General features: G+C 73.8%; 16 protein-coding genes. 10 read left to right on the top strand and 6 right to left on the bottom strand.

Translation table 11 applies throughout. The features are described from left to right. Nucleotides 1-27: 27 nt before the first annotated feature. Nucleotides 28-792: an SDR family oxidoreductase gene (locus tag Aru02nite_RS31565; protein ID WP_203663815.1), complete on the bottom strand. Its 765-nt coding sequence runs from the start codon at nt 790-792 to the stop codon at nt 28-30. A 194-nt stretch (nt 793-986) separates the two neighbouring features. On the opposite strand from Aru02nite_RS31565, the gene Aru02nite_RS31560 reads away from it, so the two are divergent. Continuing rightward, nucleotides 987-1,922: an AraC family transcriptional regulator gene (locus Aru02nite_RS31560; RefSeq protein ID WP_203663813.1), complete on the top strand. Its 936-nt coding sequence runs from the start codon at nt 987-989 to the stop codon at nt 1,920-1,922. A gap of 29 nt (nt 1,923-1,951) precedes the next feature. On the opposite strand, the gene Aru02nite_RS31555 is transcribed toward Aru02nite_RS31560, so the two are convergent. Both Aru02nite_RS31555 and Aru02nite_RS31550 read right to left on the bottom strand, forming a co-directional pair. Further along, nucleotides 1,952-3,121: a hypothetical protein gene (locus Aru02nite_RS31555; RefSeq protein WP_203663811.1), complete on the bottom strand. Its 1,170-nt coding sequence runs from the start codon at nt 3,119-3,121 to the stop codon at nt 1,952-1,954. Nucleotides 3,122-3,202: 81 nt separating this feature from the next. After that, nucleotides 3,203-3,727 carry a nitroreductase family protein gene (locus Aru02nite_RS31550; protein ID WP_203663810.1) on the bottom strand — a complete coding sequence of 175 codons (525 nt, stop codon included), beginning with the start codon at nt 3,725-3,727 and terminating at the stop codon, nt 3,203-3,205. Between the two features lie 47 nt (nt 3,728-3,774). Between Aru02nite_RS31550 and Aru02nite_RS31545 the strand changes: the two genes are divergently transcribed. After that, nucleotides 3,775-3,993 carry a hypothetical protein gene (locus Aru02nite_RS31545; RefSeq protein WP_203663809.1) on the top strand — a complete coding sequence of 73 codons (219 nt, stop codon included), beginning with the start codon at nt 3,775-3,777 and terminating at the stop codon, nt 3,991-3,993. 22 nt (nt 3,994-4,015) lie between these two features. Here Aru02nite_RS31545 and Aru02nite_RS31540 read toward each other — a convergent pair whose 3' ends face one another. Further along, on the bottom strand, nt 4,016-4,660 hold the full coding sequence (locus Aru02nite_RS31540; RefSeq protein ID WP_203663808.1) for a GNAT family N-acetyltransferase: 645 nt from the start codon (nt 4,658-4,660) through the stop codon (nt 4,016-4,018). A 239-nt stretch (nt 4,661-4,899) separates the two neighbouring features. Here Aru02nite_RS31540 and Aru02nite_RS31535 point away from each other — a divergent pair, with 239 nt between their 5' ends. The 6 genes from Aru02nite_RS31535 to ypfJ all read left to right on the top strand — a co-directional run bounded on the left by Aru02nite_RS31535 (nt 4,900) and on the right by ypfJ (nt 10,032). Beyond that, entirely contained in the window at nt 4,900-5,196 is a 297-nt protein-coding gene (locus Aru02nite_RS31535) for a hypothetical protein (protein WP_203663807.1), read from the top strand. After that, the gene (locus tag Aru02nite_RS31530) at nt 5,193-5,405 is read left to right on the top strand and encodes a hypothetical protein (protein WP_203663806.1); all 213 of its coding nucleotides are present in this window, start codon (nt 5,193-5,195) and stop codon (nt 5,403-5,405) included. The genes Aru02nite_RS31535 and Aru02nite_RS31530 overlap by 4 nt, the downstream gene beginning before the upstream one ends. Nucleotides 5,406-5,690: 285 nt before the next feature. Beyond that, a complete protein-coding gene (locus Aru02nite_RS31525) occupies nt 5,691-6,398 on the top strand; it encodes a hypothetical protein (RefSeq protein WP_203663805.1) in 708 nt (235 codons plus the stop codon). Then, nucleotides 6,395-6,913: an RDD family protein gene (locus tag Aru02nite_RS31520; protein ID WP_203663803.1), complete on the top strand. Its 519-nt coding sequence runs from the start codon at nt 6,395-6,397 to the stop codon at nt 6,911-6,913. The genes Aru02nite_RS31525 and Aru02nite_RS31520 overlap by 4 nt, the downstream gene beginning before the upstream one ends. A 29-nt stretch (nt 6,914-6,942) precedes the next feature. Then, complete coding sequence (locus tag Aru02nite_RS31515) at nt 6,943-8,598, top strand: MFS transporter (protein ID WP_203663801.1); 1,656 nt, start codon at nt 6,943-6,945, stop codon at nt 8,596-8,598. 573 nt (nt 8,599-9,171) lie between these two features. Continuing rightward, nucleotides 9,172-10,032, top strand: a complete 861-nt coding sequence (ypfJ, locus tag Aru02nite_RS31510) for a KPN_02809 family neutral zinc metallopeptidase (RefSeq protein ID WP_203663799.1) — start codon at nt 9,172-9,174, stop codon at nt 10,030-10,032. A gap of 211 nt (nt 10,033-10,243) precedes the next feature. Here the strand turns inward: ypfJ and Aru02nite_RS31505 are convergent, their stop codons facing one another. Beyond that, nucleotides 10,244-11,506 carry an enolase C-terminal domain-like protein gene (locus Aru02nite_RS31505; protein ID WP_239077074.1) on the bottom strand — a complete coding sequence of 421 codons (1,263 nt, stop codon included), beginning with the start codon at nt 11,504-11,506 and terminating at the stop codon, nt 10,244-10,246. Beyond that, a complete protein-coding gene (locus Aru02nite_RS31500; RefSeq protein ID WP_239077073.1) occupies nt 11,503-12,369 on the bottom strand; it encodes an NAD-dependent epimerase/dehydratase family protein in 867 nt (288 codons plus the stop codon). The genes Aru02nite_RS31505 and Aru02nite_RS31500 overlap by 4 nt, the downstream gene beginning before the upstream one ends. A 397-nt stretch (nt 12,370-12,766) precedes the next feature. On the opposite strand from Aru02nite_RS31500, the gene Aru02nite_RS31495 reads away from it, so the two are divergent. Both Aru02nite_RS31495 and Aru02nite_RS31490 read left to right on the top strand, forming a co-directional pair. Next, on the top strand, nt 12,767-14,356 hold the full coding sequence (locus tag Aru02nite_RS31495) for a hypothetical protein (RefSeq protein WP_203663797.1): 1,590 nt from the start codon (nt 12,767-12,769) through the stop codon (nt 14,354-14,356). After that, the gene (locus Aru02nite_RS31490; protein ID WP_203663795.1) at nt 14,353-15,825 is read left to right on the top strand and encodes a hypothetical protein; all 1,473 of its coding nucleotides are present in this window, start codon (nt 14,353-14,355) and stop codon (nt 15,823-15,825) included. The genes Aru02nite_RS31495 and Aru02nite_RS31490 overlap by 4 nt, the downstream gene beginning before the upstream one ends. Nucleotides 15,826-15,846 lie beyond the last annotated feature (21 nt).

The following is a 15,846-nucleotide window of genomic DNA, read 5'->3' as shown; positions in this document are numbered from 1 at the left end:
GGAGACCCGGCCGGCCGGAGTACGTGGTCAGCCGGCGGTCATGCCGGCGTCGACGGCGACGGCCTGCCCGGTCATCCCGCCGGACACGTCGGAGCACAGCCAGGCGGCGGTCTCGGCGACGTCCCGCGGGCTGAGCAGCGCGCCGGTCGGGTGCAGTGCGGCCGCCTCCTCGGGCGTGAACATGCCCGCGTTGATGGCGCTGTCGAGCATCGCCGTACGCACGACGCCGGGGCAGACGGCGTTGACCCGGATGCCCTGCCGGGCGTACTCGATGGCGGCCGTGCGGGTGAGGCCGACGACGCCGTGCTTGGTCGCCGCGTACGTGCCGATGCCGAGCGGGAGGCCGATGAGCCCGGCGACCGAGGCCATGTTGACGATCGTGCCGCCGCCCTGCGCCAGCATCTGCCGGATCTCGTACTTCATGCAGAGGAAGACGCCCTTGAGGTTCACGGCGTGCAGCGCGTCCCAGCCGTCCTCGCTGCTCTCGTGGAACGGCGTGCCGGTCTCCTCGATGCCGGCGTTGTTCAGCGCGGCGTCGATCCGGCCGTACCGGTCGACGGCGGCGGCGAGGAACGCCTTGACGTCGGCGGCGGACGACACGTCGCCGCGGACGAACGTGGCGTCGCCGCCGGCCGTACGGATCGCCTCGGCGTTCGCCTCGCCGTGGTCGGCGTCGACGTCGACGAGAACGACGCGGGCGCCGTGCGCGGCGAACCGTTCGGCCGACGCGGCGCCGATCCCGTTGGCCGCCCCCGTGACCAGCACGGTCTTGTCGGCCAGCAGCTCGCTCATGGTCTCCTCCCGCACCCGGTACGACGGTCGTCCGGGGCCACCACTGGGTACCACGGGGTGCGGTGGCGGCGGCAAGACGCGGCGGGCGGTTCTGCCGGAGACCGCAAGTACGCGGCACGAAACCGACACCGCTTGTGGCGGGCGACGTACCGGTCGGGCGCAGTACGATGCGGCGGGCGATCGGGGTGGGGCGCATGAGATACCACGACTGGACGGCGTACGACGTCGCCACGTTCACCGATCTGGTCTACGGCTTCCTGCCGATGGACCAGCACTACCTGAATCCGGGGCGGTGGCAGGCGAGCATCAAGGTCCAGGAGACCTCGACGTACCGGCTGGCGCACTGGCGGCAGCTCGGTGACCGGACCGCGTACCGGACGCCGTCGCAGGTGCGCGACTTCCCCGGCGACGAGCACTACTGGGTCGTCCTGCCCCGCTCCGGTGCGTACGCGACACGGCACGGTGAGACGGTCGTCCGCGCCGAGCCGGGGTACGCGTCGGTGATGGTGATGGACGAGCCGTGCTGGCTGTCGATCCCGCGGTCGGAGGCGCTTGCGCTGCAGGTGCCGCGCGCCGTCATCGACCGGAACGTCCGGTCGGAGGGGCCGCTGCGCGCCCTGCTCGACCTGCGTTCCGGCCTGGGACGGATCGTCGACACGATGGTGACCGCGCTGCACACCGCGCACGGCGAGCTGCCCGACCGTGACTTCCACGCGGTCGGCGACCGGGTGACGGAGCTGCTGTGCATGCTGCTCGTCGGTGACATTCGGCCGTCGGCGCGCCACCTGGACGAGGTCGCCGCGACCGTCCGCCGCTACGTCCGCGAGCACGTGGGGACCGGCCGGCTCGGGCTGACCGACGCGGCGCGGGCGTTGCGCTGGTCGCCGCGGCAGGTACGGCTGGCGCTCCAGCAGTCCGGCACGACGTACCGGGACCTGCGCCGGGACGAGACGCTGCGGGTGGCGCGGGACCTGCTCGCCGACCCGGCGCGCGCGGACGTACCGGTGGCGGAGGTGGCGGACCGGGTCGGCCTGGCACCGGCGTGTTTCTCCGCCGCGTTCAAGGACCGGTACGGCGAGTCGCCGCGCGAGTTCCGTCGCCGCCGCCTCGCCGACGACGCCGAGTCGTAGGTTCCGGCTCTACCGCGGCGATCTGGGGCCTAGTGGGCCGTGGCGGCGAGGGCGGCGGGGTCGACGGGTTCGGTGGCGGACAGCAGGTAGGCGTTGTCGGACTCGGACCACGCGACGGACGACTTGCCGGCGGAGATCCGGGCGACCCGGGGATCGGTGACCGAGCACGTGGTCCGCGCGTGGGTGCGCGGCTTGAGCGGCCCGAGCGTCGCGGTGCATTCCCCGCCGGGCTTGCCGTCGCCGGCCACCGACACCCCGACCGCCATCCGTACGGTCAGCCGGTCGGAGTTGTTGTAGCCGGTGACGCTGACGTCCAGGTGCGCGCAGTCGGCGCCGACGCACAGCCCGGGCAGCACCGCGTACGACGACAGGTCGACGTCGGCGCTCGACGGGACCTGCACGGTGACGGGCAGCGCGCGCAGGTCGCGGGCCAGTTCCGCGTACGCCGAGCGGCCCTGCGCGGCGGTCCCGGCACGTACGGCGAGGTCGGAGGTGACGGTGGTGTCCTTGTCGTGGTCGTCGGCGTTGGTGCCGACCGGCTGCGCGACGCCCACGTACGCCAGCAACTGGTGCGGTGCCTGACGGGCCACCCAGTACGTGCCGGGCGCGCAGCTCGCCCACGGCGGCGTCGTGTACCGCAGCGATCCGGCCGGCACGCCCCGCGGCTGGGTCGCGGCGCGCGCGGGTTTCCACGTGTGGTCGCCGGTGTAGTACTGGCCGGGCGCGACGCAGCTCGGCGCGTCGCCGTCGGTGCCGCGCAGCGCGTCGCCGAGCCGGCGGGGCGCCAGCTGGTCGAGCCAGATCCCTTGGAACAGCAGGGAAGTGGCGCTGTGCTTGGGGTCGCCGAGGTCGACCCAGTGGGTGCCGAGCCCGGCCGCGTCGGTCGACGACTCGCCGGTCTTCCGCCAGAAGTCGCGGCTGGCGTGGACGAACAGGTGGCCGCCGTGGAGCAGCACCCGCCCGGTGACTCCGTCGACGGTGACCGTGCCGACGCCGTCGCCGCTGCCCATCGTGCGCAGGTCGGCGGTCATCGTGGCCTTCTCCCAGTGCCACGAGCCGGTCCAGTGCAGCACCGGGTCGCCGGCGAGTGTGTGGCCGACCTGGTCCATCGTCGGGGGGCCGGCCGACGCGTGCTGCGCGCACCCCGCCGTCGCCGACACGGCCGCAACGAGCGCGACGATCCCCAGCCGGTACCGCATGGCGCCTCCCGTACCTCGACGCAGGACGTACGGAAGCTTACGACCCGGCGGAAACCGCTCAGCGGTGGGAATCCCGGGCGGTCAGAGCACGGTGAGCAGCTCCTCGGTCGGCAGCCGGCCGGCCGGCACCGCACGGGTACCGGTCGGTCGCGCGCCGCGCCGTGGTCGGCCGATCGCGAGCGCGTGCCGCGGAACCCACCCGTCCGGCACCCCGAGTACGGCGCGGGCGGTGGCCACGTTCGCGGCGGGGAACAGCGTCGCCGGGCAGCTCCCGTACCCGAGGGTCGCGGCGACCAGCGTCAGGCTCTGCGTCACCCGGCCCAGGTCGTACTCGGTGTCGGTGCGGCCGTCGTCGGCGGACACGAGCACCAGGACGAGGGGCGCCGCGGCGAGGTGCTGCGCGTACGCGCCGAGGGTCGACAGGGTGCGCCGCAGCGACGGATCGGAGACGGCGACGAACCGCCACGGCTGCCGGTTGCGCGCGGATCCCGTCCAGCGCGCGGCGTCCACCATGCGCAGCACGTCGTCGGCCGGTACCGGATCGGCGGTGAACAGGCGGGTCACCGGTCGCGCCACCAGATCCGCCACCACGTCCGTCGCATCCACCCGCCCAGTCTCGCAGCCGCCCGGCGGGTCGTCGGGGCCGCATCGCAATGCACCTTGAATGCTCGGGTGCGCGGCGGATTGGATCCCGGCAAGCCCCCGACGGCCGCGTCCACCGCACCCTGTACGACCTCGCGCAGGACCCGTACGAGCGCGTCGACGTCGCGCCCGACCGGCCGGCCGAGGTACGCCGGCTGGCCGCGGCGCTGCGCGCCGAACTGGCCCGCGTCGGCGACCCGTGGCCCGGCCGGGACCGCCTCCCGGCCTGAGCCACGTCGCGACGGCGGTCGGTCAGCCGATGCCGAGGACGGGCAGGCACTCCCGGACGCCGCTGAGGTGGATGTCGTCGCGGCGGGTACGTTCCCAGGTCTCCCGGGTGAGCCGCCACTGCTGGATCCGGGCGGCCTCGCCCCGGCGGGTGTCCCAGTCCGTGCCGTTCGGCTCGTAGCCGAGGCCGCGGGACACGCGGTTGGACGCCTCGTTGTCGACGAACGCGTCGCTGCCGGCCTCGCGCGCGCCCAGCCCGGCGAACGCCAGGTGCAGGATCGCCGCCCGCATCTCCGTGCCCAGCCCCCGCCCGCGGCTGCCGGGCGCCAGCCACGAGGAGGTGGACACCGTACCGAAGCGGGTGAAGTTCGAGGCGGTGAGGTCCTGCATGCCGACCGCCTCGCCGTCGACGAGGACGGCGAAGTAGAGCCGCCACGCGTCCGGGGTCACGCGCCCGCGGCCGCGCCAGATGCTTTGCAGCCACTGCCATTCCCGTTCGGGACTGTCGGCGTAGAACGAGATCGGGTCGTCGAACGGCAACGGCTCCACGTCGGCGATCCCGGCCCGGACGACCGGTACCAGGCGCTCCAGCAACTCGTCGGTCGCGCCGGCCAGCGTCAGCCGCGGCGTACGGATCTCGACGTTGAGCGGAGGATAGGTGTGGGCCACGCCCGGACCGTAGCCAGCCCGCCCGGCCGCCGCATCCGTTTTCCCAAGGGCGAACGGGTTTCCCTAGAGCGAACGGGCGAGGCGGGTCGCCCCGGCGCGGTGTCCGGCGTGCACGTCGGCCCACCGCGCCCGCTCCTCGGCGGTGCCGCCGCGCAGTACGGTGCCGCCGAAGACCACGAACTCGCTGTCGGTCGCCCGCGCGCCGATGCGGTCGGTGAGCCAGGGCGTGGGCGGTCGCGGTGGTCGAGCGATACCTGGCCGGGCTGAACGCGCAGCCGTACGCGCCGGCGCTCGTGGTGGTGGGCACCGAGGCGCATCCGTTGGGGTGGTTGGTCGTCCCGCAGAGCGAGGCGTACGCGCGCACCCGGGATGTCCGGAACGCGCTCGTCGGCGCCGGATACCTGCTGGTCGACGGGATCGACGGCAGCCTGCACCAGGTGCACGCCACCGCCGACCTGGCGTACGGCGAGTGGATCGACGAGTACCGGGAGCGGGGCGCGGGGTGCCGCCGCCGGACCCGTTGCGCGAGCGGGTGACCGGCGACCTGGCGGGCGGGTCGCGGCGCGCCGCACTGCGCGCCGTCCGGGCCGCGGCGCCCGGACTCTCCCCGTCCCACGCCAGGGAGTACGTGGACGCGGTGGCGGCCGGCGCCGAGGTTCCCGGGCACGTACGGGGGCGGTTGCCGGCGCCGCCGGAGACGTACGCGGTGTGGCGGCGGTTGTCGGGCCCGAACCCGGAGGAGTAGCGGTCCGTCCCGAAGCGGTCCCGGCACGCCGGTACGCCCCGCGCGGCCGGAAACGGCTCCGTTGAGCCGAACGCGTCGCACGAGCGGACCGTACGGCGTCGGATGGACCCTTTGGCCCCTGCTGGCGGCCCGGCCGGGCGCATACTCTCAACAGCGAGGCCGCTCGCGCCGGCGCCGTCGGCGGGCCCCTGCCACCATGGGGGCGGATCCGGGACGGCGGGTGCGGAGCCCACAGGCCCATGCCCGCATGGGGGACTGGCCGCGGCGGCGCGACGGGGGGCCGAGATGGATGCCAGGGAGCAGGAGCGGGGCGACGGACAGCGCCGGTCGGTGGGCCGGCTCGCCGTCGGACTCGTCGGGTTCGCCGCCGACCGCCTCAAGGTCACCGGGCTGCCGGGCAGCGGCGCGCTGGTCACCGCGCTGGGCGTGGCGGTCGAGGCCGACGCCGCCGCACGCCGGCGTACCAGGGAAGCGGCTGATGCGGTGCGCCGGCGCGGGGTCGAGGCGGCCGACGCGGTGCGCACCGTCGTGGGGACGGTGGACCGGTTCGCGCCGCGGCCGCAGTTCCTGACCACGCGCGCGCAGTGGGGGGCCGACGCTGTGCGGTACCGGCTGGACCGGGCCCGGCGCGCCGGTGACACGGTGGTGCGGGAGAGCCGCGCCGACGCCGAGAAGTACGTCGCGGACCGGGTCGGCGAGCTGCTCGGCTGGACCGGCCGCCAGGTCGTGCCGGTACTGCTGGACGGCGCCGTGCCGCAGCTCGTCGACGACGTGGTGCCGCGCATCCTCGACGGCGTCCTGCCCCGGGTACGCGACCGGGTGGTGCCGATCATCATCGACGACCTGACCCGCGACCCGTCCGTACGCGATCTCGTGCGGGAGCAGAGCCGCGGGATCGTGTCGGCCGCTGCCGAGCAGGTACGCGACGCGACCGGGCTGGCCGACGACCGCATCGAGTCGGGCCTGCGCCGGCTGTTCGGCGGCCGCCCGTGACCCTGCCGACCGATCGTCACGGGTACGCCGGGTTCGCCACCCGGCTGACCGGGCTCGCCGCCGACAGCCTGCTGCTGACGGTGGCGGGACTGCTGGTCAGCGGGCTCCCGCCGATGATCTGGCGGCAGATGACCGGCGACGACCCGCAGTGGCTCGTGGCGCTGTCCGGCGCGCTCGCCGGCCTGCTGCCCTGGGCGTACTTCGCGGCCTGCTGGGCGCTGTCCGGCGCCACCATCGGCGCGCTGCTCGTGGGCACGCGTACCTGCCGGTCGGACGGGACGACGCTGGGGCCGCTCCGCGCCGCCGTACGGGCCCTGGTGGGGCTGGTGATCGCGCCGGTCTGGCTGGTCGGCCTGCTCGGGGTCCTCACCGACGGCCGGCGCCGGGCCTGGCACGACCGGCTGTTCGGCACCGTCGTACGCCGGGCCGGGTCGACGGTGGCGCCGATCGCGGGCCGCCCGTCCGTCGGCCCCGGTCCGTCGCGCCCCGGCCCACCCGCGGGGCCGGCCCGCTGATCCGGTAACGCGACGGGAGGCGAGCGCGCATGGTCGCTGTGGCGCGTACCGGTGCGGCGCCGGCCGCGATGGGCGCCCGGTCGGTACTGGTGACGCTGGCGTCCGCGCAGTTCCTCATGACGCTGGACAGTTCGGTGATGAACGTGTCGATCGCGACCGTCGCGGCCGACGTGCACACCACCGTCACCGGCATCCAGACCGCGATCACCCTGTACACCCTGGTGATGGCGGCGCTGATGATCACCGGGGCGAGAGTCGGCGCGATCGTCGGCCGGCGCCGCGCGTTCGCGCTCGGCTGCGTGGTGTACGCGGTGGGCTCCTTCACCACGGCGATCGCACCGAGCCTGCCGGTACTGCTGGTCGGGTGGTCGGTCCTGGAGGGGATCGGCGCGGCGCTGATCATGCCGGCGATCGTCGCCCTGGTCGCATCCAACTTCGACCGGTCCGAACGGCCTCGCGCGTACGGGCTGGTCGCCGCGTCCGGTGCCATCGCCGTCGCCGCCGGACCGCTCATCGGCGGCCTGCTCACCACGTACGCGTCGTGGCGGTGGGTGTTCGCCGGTGAGGTCGTCATCGTGGTGGTCATCCTGCTGCTCACCCGGCGGATGGCCGACACCCGGCCGAGCGGCGCCGGGCGCCTCGACCTGGTCGGTACCGGACTGTCCGCGCTCGGGCTCGCGCTCGTCGTCCTCGGCATCCTGCGCGCCGGGACGTGGGGGTTCCTCACCCCGAAACCGGGTGCGCCGTCCTGGCTCGGACTGTCCCCGGTGGTGTGGCTGGTCCTGGCCGGCGGGTGCACGCTGCTGCTGTTCCTGCTCTGGGAACGCCGCCGGCTCGCCCGCGGCGCCGACGTCCTGGTCGAACCGGCCCTGCTGCGCGTCCGGTACCTGCGCGGCGGACTCGTCTCCTTCTTCTTCCAGTACCTGTTGCAGGCGGGGTTGTTCTTCACCGTGCCGCTGTTCCTGTCGGTCGCGCTGGGGCTGTCCGCGGTGGCGACCGGGGTGCGGATCCTGCCGCTGTCGCTGGCCCTGCTGCTCACCGCGGTCGGCGTGCCGAGGCTGTTTCCGCACGCCTCACCCCGCCGGGTGGTACGTGTCGGTTTCCTCGCGCTGTTCGCCGGGATCGTCGCGCTGGCCGCGTCGCTCGACGCCGGGGTCGGCCCGGAAGTGGTCACCTGGCCCCTCGTACTGGCCGGGGTCGGGGTGGGCGCGCTGGCCTCGCAGCTCGGCAGCGTGACCGTGTCGGCGGTCGGCGACGACCGGTCGAGCGAGGTCGGCGGGCTCCAGAACACCGTGACCAACCTGGGCGCGTCGATGGGTACCGCGCTGGCCGGTGCCGTGCTGATCTCCGTACTGACGACGTCCTTCTTCACCGGCGTCGAGAACAATCCGGCGGTACCGCCCAGCGTGTCGTCCCAGGCGCAGGTGAAGCTCGCCAGCGGCGTGCCGTTCGTGTCGGACAAGGATCTCGGGGCCGCGCTGGACAAGGCCGGGGTGCAAGAGCCCACCAGGTCCGCCGTCATCGACGAGAACGAGGCCGCCCGGCTCGACGGACTTCGCTCCGCCCTCGCCGTACTCGCCGGCGCGGCGCTGCTGTCGCTGTTCGTCACCCGCGGCATCCCGCGCCGGCAGCCGGGCGCCGGAACCCCGCAGGACGAACCACCGGCCGAGGTCACGTCCCGCTGAGCGACCTAAGGGTCGCGCCGGACGCCAGGCGGCCGGTGACGGTGCGGCCACCGCGGCCGTTCGGTGACCCGCCCGGGTACGAGGAGATCGCGGGCCGCGGCCCGGACCCACCGGACGTACCGGCGCACGTGTTCGGCGAACCCGCCACCGCGGCCACTCGGCTGGTCTACCCTCGGAACGGACCTTCGGGAGATCCCACCGGCGAACGGGGTGGGTGACGGCGGGCCGGGCACGCCATCCGCCGGTGCGTCACGGTGGCCGCAGTGCCGAACGGAGGCGACCGAACCCGTCCGGCTGGGCCGTGACGCGCGAGGCGAGATCCGGTGCCCCGCCGTACGACGAGCTGTCGTGGCCCGGTCCGGTGGCGGACGCGGAAGGCTGAGGACCGGTATGCCTGGCACGGGTGGGCGGGGTCCGGTGAGCGCGGGATCCCCTCCGGCGTTTCTCGCGAAGCCGCAGGTGCTCGCCGGCGCCGCCGTGTGCTCCCGGTACGCGGGGCGCCACGTCGGACGCGGCACGATCCTCGGTTCCCTGGGCGTCTTCGCTCCGACCCGCGGTCGACAGGAGGACCCGATGCCGCCACCCGACCCACACCCGCCGCGTACGGCACGTCACCCGACCCGCGCCGTCGCCGTACTGGCGCTGCTGGTCCTGCTCGCGGTTGCCGCCTGCAGCAACGGTTCCGGCTCGGGGGACCACGCGAGCCCCCGCCCGTCGCCGACCGCCAGCGGCGCCCCGCACCTCGCCGCCGCACCGGAACCGAGCGCCGCGCCGACGTTCCCGCAGGCGTCGACGGACGCCGGCCGCCGCGAGCTGCTCACCGACGTGTTCCACGACGCGCAGGCGATGTGGACGCAGATCTTCGCCAACTCCGACCTGACGTACCACGACGCGACGTTGACGTTCTTCACCACCGGGGTGGACACCGGCTGCGGCCCCGCGAGCAGCGACACCGGCCCGTTCTACTGCCCGGCCGACCGCGGCGTGTACCTCGACCTGTCGTTCTTCACGGTGCTGCAGCAGAAGTTCGGCGTGCAGGGTGGCCTTCCGCCGGCGTACGTGGTGGGGCACGAGATGGGTCACCACGTGCAGAACCTGCTCGGCACGCTCGCCCGGGTGCGCGCCGCGCAGCAGGCCCACCCGTCGGAGTCCAACGCGCTGTCGGTACGCCTGGAACTCCAGGCCGACTGCTACGCCGGCGTCTGGATCCACGCCACGTACGCCCGGGACCTGGTCAGCCGCAGCGATCTGGACGACGCGCTGCACGCCGCGACCGTCATCGCCGACGACTTCCGGCAGCACGTCACGACCGGCAAGGTACGCCCCGACGAGTGGACGCACGGTTCCGCCGCGCAGCGCCGGCAGTGGCTCACCACCGGCTTCACCAGCGGCCGGCCCGACGACTGCGACACGTTCGCCGGGACCGGGCTCTGACCGAGCTGTGACCGTTGTGCCGCAACGAATCCCGCGCCGCCGGCCATGCGGTCGAGGTGCCGGCCGTCCGGTGCGCGACGACCCGATCGACGGTACGCCGCAGCGCCTCGGCAGCCCGGTGGCCGGCGTTCGTGCTACCGGGATGCGGGCCAGTGTTCCGGCCTTGAGGTCGGGGGTGAAGGCCCGACCGCGCCGGTGGCCGGTGGGCGCGCTAAGGTGCCTCGATCGACCCGTCCGGCCGACGTACGCCGGTGGCCCAGCGCTCGTGCAGGTGCGTGGTCGGCGGGTACTTCGCGGCGGCCTCCTCGTTCAGGTCGACGCCCCAGCCGGGCTCGTCGGAGGGCCACAGGTGCCCGTCCACGACCACCGGAGTACCGGGGAAGACCTCGTGCACGGGCTCCGCGTACGTGTGGCTCTCCTGGATGCCGAACGCGGGGGTCGTCACGTCGACGGCCAGGTTGGCGGCGACGCCGACCGGCGACACGTCGCCGGGGGAGTGGAAGGCCGTCCGCGTCCCGGTGAACTCGCACAGGTCGGCGAGCTTGCGCGCCGGCGTGAGCCCGCCGATCGCCGAGACGTGCAGCCGCAGCAGGTCCACGCCGCCGCGGAGGACGAGCCGGGCCGCGTCCGGTACGGAGGACAGCAGCTCGCCGACGGCGATCGGCACCGGCGACGCGGCGCGTACCTCGGGCAGCCGTTCGTAGTCCTCCGGCGCGATCACGTCCTCCAGGAAGAACAGCCGGTACGGCTCCAGCGACCGCGCCAGCAGTACGGCCTGCTTGGGGGTGAGGCGGCTGTGCACGTCGTGCAGCAGCTCGATCTCGGTGCCCAGCTCCGCGCGCGCCGCCCGGAACAGCTCCGGCGTCGTCGCCAGGTAGGCGTTGACGTCCCACCCGTCCGGGTACGGCGAGCGCGGGTAGCCGCCCCGCCGCCCCGGCGCACCGTACGTGCCGATGCCGGGCTGACCGACCTGCAGCCGCACGTACCGGTAGCCCTCGTCGACGAAGCCGCGCGCCTGCGCCAGCGTCTCCTCGACCGTCGCGGCCGACGCGTGCGTGTACACCGGCACGCCGCCGCGCAGGCGTCCACCGAGCAGCTCGTACACGGGCATGCCGGCGCGCTTGCCGGCGATGTCCCACAACGCCATGTCCACACCGGACAGCGCGTTGTTGAGTACCGGCCCCTCCCGCCAGTACGAGGAGAAGTGGGTGAGGCGGGTGATGTCGCCGATGTCGGCCGGGTGGCGCCCGACGACCAGCGGCGCCACGTGCGTCTCCAGCGCCGCGACGACCGCCGCGTACCGCTGGGTGAACGTCGCGCAGCCCAGCCCGTACAGGCCGGGCTCGGAGGTGTCGAGCCGCACGACCACCAGCGGGATGCCCTCCGGCGCGGTCACGACGGCGCGCAGTCCGGTGATGCGCAACGTGTCTCGGGACTGCCACGGCGGCTGGGCCTCGGGCAGGGGGACGGTCACGGTGCCTCCAGGTCTCGGGATTCGAGCGGCCACGGGTGCCGCGCCCGCCAGCCGAGTACGCGCCGGGCGGCCGACACGTCGATCGGCACCGTCCGCCCCGGGAACTCGGCCCGGCGCGGCACGTCCGGCAGGTACGCGTCCAGCAGCGCGCGCGTCGGGTACGGCGCGAGCGTGTCCGGCGCGGCCACGAACAGCGGGTGACTGCCGGGCGGGGCAGCGGTCAGCCCGGCCCAGCACGCGGCCGCGGCGTCCCGCACGTCGAGGTACGACCAGAGCTCGGCGCGGCCCACCGCCGGGTCCGCGGCCAGTTCCGCGGCACGTTTCGGCAGCCGGTCCGCCACGTCGCCCACGTACGGGAAGCGCAGCGCGGTCACGGTCATACCGTACCGGCGGTGCATCATGGCCGCCGTCGCCTCGTCCGCCTGCTTGGACAGCGCGTACGGATCGGCGACCTGCAACGGGCTCGCCTCGTCGACCGGCACGTACGCCGGGCGCAGCGTGTCCGGGCCCCACGCCAGGCCGAGGATCGAGTAGCTGGACGCGATCACCGCCCGCCGCACGCCGGCCTCCGCCGCCGCGTCCAGTACGACGAACGTGGCCCGGCTGTTCCCGGCGTACACGTCGACCGCGGTGCCGAGTACGGGCGCCGGGATCGCCGCCAGGTGCACCACGCCGTCCGCGCCGGACAGCGCCGCGCGTACCGCCACGGGGTCGGTCGCGTCACCGACGACGACCCGGTCCGCGCCGGCCACGTCCCCCGTACGGTCCAGCGCCGTCACCCGGACATCGTTGCGGCGCAACAGATCCACCACCGCGCGGCCGATCAGGCCGGCGGCGCCGGTCACCAGTACCGTCCGTGACACGCGTGTCCTCTCCGCCCGTGCTCCCGGTGACCGGAACCGCGCGACGGCCGGGAATCTGCATGTACAAAACGATTTGCAGCACTTGTCGCGCCGAGCTTTCTCCGCCGTTGCCGGGATGTCAAGGAATCGGCCGGCATCGACCACTGGCCGGAACGTCGCCCCTGGGTACTTCGGCCCACGTGTGGGTGGGTACTTCCACTGGAGTCTGTTGACAGCCGATTCGGGGGTGCAATACGGTTTGCACCTCCTCACGGCCGTCCGGCCACCCTTCGGTCGACAGCCGACCGGCCTCGCCGCCGAGTGCCGCAGACCGGTCGACACCCGCAGCCCCGGCATCCGCCCCGTCGACGCGTACCCGACCGCGGCCGTCCCGTACCCACTCATGTCTGGAGTAGCCATGGCATCCAGCGCAAACCCCGGCGACGCGCCGAACCTGTCGAGACGCCGCCTGTTCGCCGGCGCCGCCGCGATCGGAGCCGCCGCCGCGGTCACCGCACGGCTGTCGGCGCCGGCCGCGGCCGCACCCGCGGTCACCGAACCGTCCGCGGCGGCCGCACCGGCGTCGCTGTTCGGCAACTTCCTCGGTACCTGCCAGGCCGGCGGCGCCATCGCCGACCGGCCGCTCGTCGGCGGGATGAGCTGGACCCGCGAGGACGTGTACTGGAGCGGCGTCGAGCCCACGAAGGGCGCGTTCGACCCCGCGTACCTGGACTCGTACCAGGCGATGGTGGCGAAGGTGCAGTCGGCCGGCGCGAACGTGCTGCCGATCCTCGACTACACCGCGAACTGGGCGGTCCGGCGCGACGCGTACAGCTGGGAGGAGGGCGGTCGGTCGTACACGATCGGGCCGGTGGTCAGCGAGACCACGAACGCCTTCGACCGGCGCGTGACGATCGTGGACACGGCGACCGGCGCGACCGTCACCGACGCGGTACAGACGATCGACAAGTCGAAGTGCCCGCCGGCGGACGTGGCCGACTGGGAGGCGTACGTCGAGAAGGTCGTGTCGGAGCTGACCCGGGCGCCCTACGACGTCCGGTACTTCGAGATCTGGAACGAGGCGCACTGGGACTCCGGCTTCTGGTACGGCGGGCTCGACGACTACCTGACGACCATCCACCTGCCCGCCGCGAAGATCATCCAGAAGTACGGAGCGAAGGTCGTGTACGGCGGCTGGGTGTGCGGCGTGAACGTGAACGAGTGGCTGGACCTGCTCGACCGGCACGACGCCTGGTGGTCCGTCGACGTGATGGACATGCACTACAACCCGCTGCCCGCAATGGATCACGTACTCACCGAGTCCCGGCACCGGCGGCGCGACATCGCCGTCTGGCAGGACGAGATCGGCTACACGAACCAGACCGCGTTCGTCCCGAACACGTACGCGAAGGCGTTCCACTGGGCGCTGAGCAACGGGCTGGCCGACGACCCGGACCGGTTCAAGCTGTTCTGGTTCGCCTGGCACGCCTACAACGACCCGAACGACCCGTCGTACGACATGTGCGTGCTCAGCAGCGACGAGCTGAGCCCGATCGGCCGGTGCCTCCAGACGCTCGGCACCCTGCTCGGCGGCACCGACGTGCGCACGTACGGGCGGTTCAGGACGTCGCCGGCGCTGTCGCCGCAGCTCGACGAGCGGGCCTCGGCCGCCGAGGCGTTCCAGGTCGGGGACGACACGATCGTGCTGGCCGTGCACCTGGCCCGGCAGGGCCCGTCCAACATCTACTGGGACTTCTCGTCCGGGCTGACCGCGCTGCACCTCAACCAGTTCGACCACACGGTGTCCGTGTCGTTCCCCGGGGTCGCGACCTCGGCGACCGTCAGCCGGGTCGACATCTACGGCAACAGCCAGCGGCTCGACTGGGCGCCGGGTTCCGACGGCCGCGCCGCCACGGTCCTGGTACCGGTCCGGGACGCCGCGGACGACGCGCGCGCGACGAACGGCAACGCCGAGGTCAGAACGTTCTACGTGGTGGTGCGCAGATGACCGGCCCGACCTCCCGGCGCACCCTGCTGCGTACCGTCGGCGCGGCGGCGGTGGCTCTCCCGGTACTCGCCGGCGGCGTCGGCCGGCCCGCCGCGGCCCGCGCGCAACGCACGTACGAGGAGGGCGGTGCCGCGGCGGCGGGCACGTTCGCCCGGTTCGTCGGCACCTGCCAGGGCAGCGACACGACGACCGGCGTACCCACGATCGGCGGCATGGCCTGGGACCGTACCGACGTGTTCTGGAGCGCGGCGCAGCCGACCGACGCGCCGATCGGGCAGGAGTACCTGGACGCGTTGACGAAGAAGTGGACGGACGCCGCCGCCGCGGGCGTGACCGTCCTGCCGATCCTGGACTCCACGGCGCCGTGGGCGGTGCGGACCGACCCGTACACGTTCGAGTTCGGGCCGAACACGTACGCGGTGGGGCCGGTGCTCAGCTCCACCGACGACGCGCTGCACCGGCTCGTCACGGTCACCGACACCGCCACCGGTACGCCGGTGTCCTCGACGGAGGAGGACATCAGCCGGTCGTCCACGCCGCCGCGCAGCGTCGACGAGTGGACCGCGTACGTCGACGCGATCGTCGGCGCGCTGCACTCCGTCGGCGTCCGCTACTTCCAGGTCTGGAACGAGGCGTGGCTCGGCGGCGGCTTCTGGTACGGCGGGCTCAAGGACTACCTCGACACCGTGCACCGGCCGGCCGCCCGCGTGATCCGCTCGTACGACGGGGCGAAGGTCGTGTACGGCGGCTGGGCGGCCATCGGCGGCGTCGACAACTACATCGCCACGCTCGACCGGTACGACGCGTGGGGTGACGTCGACGTGTTCGACATGCACTACTACCAGCCGAAGGACATGGAGACGCTGCACGCCGCCGCGCCCGCCGAGTACCCGGATCCGCCGATCTGGCAGACCGAGATCGGCTGGACCTCCGACACGAGCCTGGTCAGCCGGTCGTACCCGCGGGTGTTCCGGTGGGCGCTCGACCACGGCCTCGCCACCGATCCCGACCACCACAAGCTGTTCTGGTTCGCCTGGGCCGGCACCCCCGAGAACTGCCTGTGGGGCGGCTCGGCGCCGACGGCGCACGGGGCGTCGGTGCAGACGCTGTCCGGGCTGCTGCCCGGCACCGACGTCACCCCGTTCACCGCGTTCCGCACCGACCCGGTGCTGCCGTTCGACCTCGCCACCGACCAGTCGTCCGCCGAAGGGTTCGCCGTCGGGGACACCGCGGTCGTTCTCGCCCTGCACGTGGCGCACGGCGCGGCGCCGTCGAGCGTGACCGTCACGTTCGACTCGGTACCGTCCGGGGCGACCGTCCGCCGCGTCAGCATCCTCGGCGCCGGTACGGACCTGGACTGGACGTCGCCCGGCGTCGTCTCGGTACCGCTCGCCGACGGCGACAGCGACTCCGCCGCCATCAACGCCGCCGCCCCCACCACCACCTGCTACGTACGGGTCGCGTGGTGAGCGCGGCCTGACCCGTACGCG

It is taken from the genome of Actinocatenispora rupis, assembly GCF_016861975.1.
GTDB classification, from domain to species: domain Bacteria; phylum Actinomycetota; class Actinomycetes; order Mycobacteriales; family Micromonosporaceae; genus Actinocatenispora; species Actinocatenispora rupis.
Note: the sequence above shows the minus strand (reverse complement) of the source record. Positions and strands in the feature narration are given on the sequence as shown.

What these genes read in the sequence shown, in the direction of transcription:
- Aru02nite_RS31490 (WP_203663795.1), top strand. Translation starts at nt 14,353, where the DNA reads ATGACCGGCCCGACCTCCCGGCGCACCCTGCTGCGTACCGTCGGCGCG.
- Aru02nite_RS31495 (WP_203663797.1), top strand. Translation starts at nt 12,767, where the DNA reads ATGGCATCCAGCGCAAACCCCGGCGACGCGCCGAACCTGTCGAGACGC.
- Aru02nite_RS31565 (WP_203663815.1), bottom strand. Translation starts at nt 792, where the DNA reads ATGAGCGAGCTGCTGGCCGACAAGACCGTGCTGGTCACGGGGGCGGCC.
- ypfJ (WP_203663799.1), top strand. Translation starts at nt 9,172, where the DNA reads ATGCCGCCACCCGACCCACACCCGCCGCGTACGGCACGTCACCCGACC.
- Aru02nite_RS31515 (WP_203663801.1), top strand. Translation starts at nt 6,943, where the DNA reads ATGGTCGCTGTGGCGCGTACCGGTGCGGCGCCGGCCGCGATGGGCGCC.
- Aru02nite_RS31555 (WP_203663811.1), bottom strand. Translation starts at nt 3,121, where the DNA reads ATGCGGTACCGGCTGGGGATCGTCGCGCTCGTTGCGGCCGTGTCGGCG.
- Aru02nite_RS31560 (WP_203663813.1), top strand. Translation starts at nt 987, where the DNA reads ATGAGATACCACGACTGGACGGCGTACGACGTCGCCACGTTCACCGAT.
- Aru02nite_RS31545 (WP_203663809.1), top strand. Translation starts at nt 3,775, where the DNA reads ATGCACCTTGAATGCTCGGGTGCGCGGCGGATTGGATCCCGGCAAGCC.
- Aru02nite_RS31525 (WP_203663805.1), top strand. Translation starts at nt 5,691, where the DNA reads ATGGATGCCAGGGAGCAGGAGCGGGGCGACGGACAGCGCCGGTCGGTG.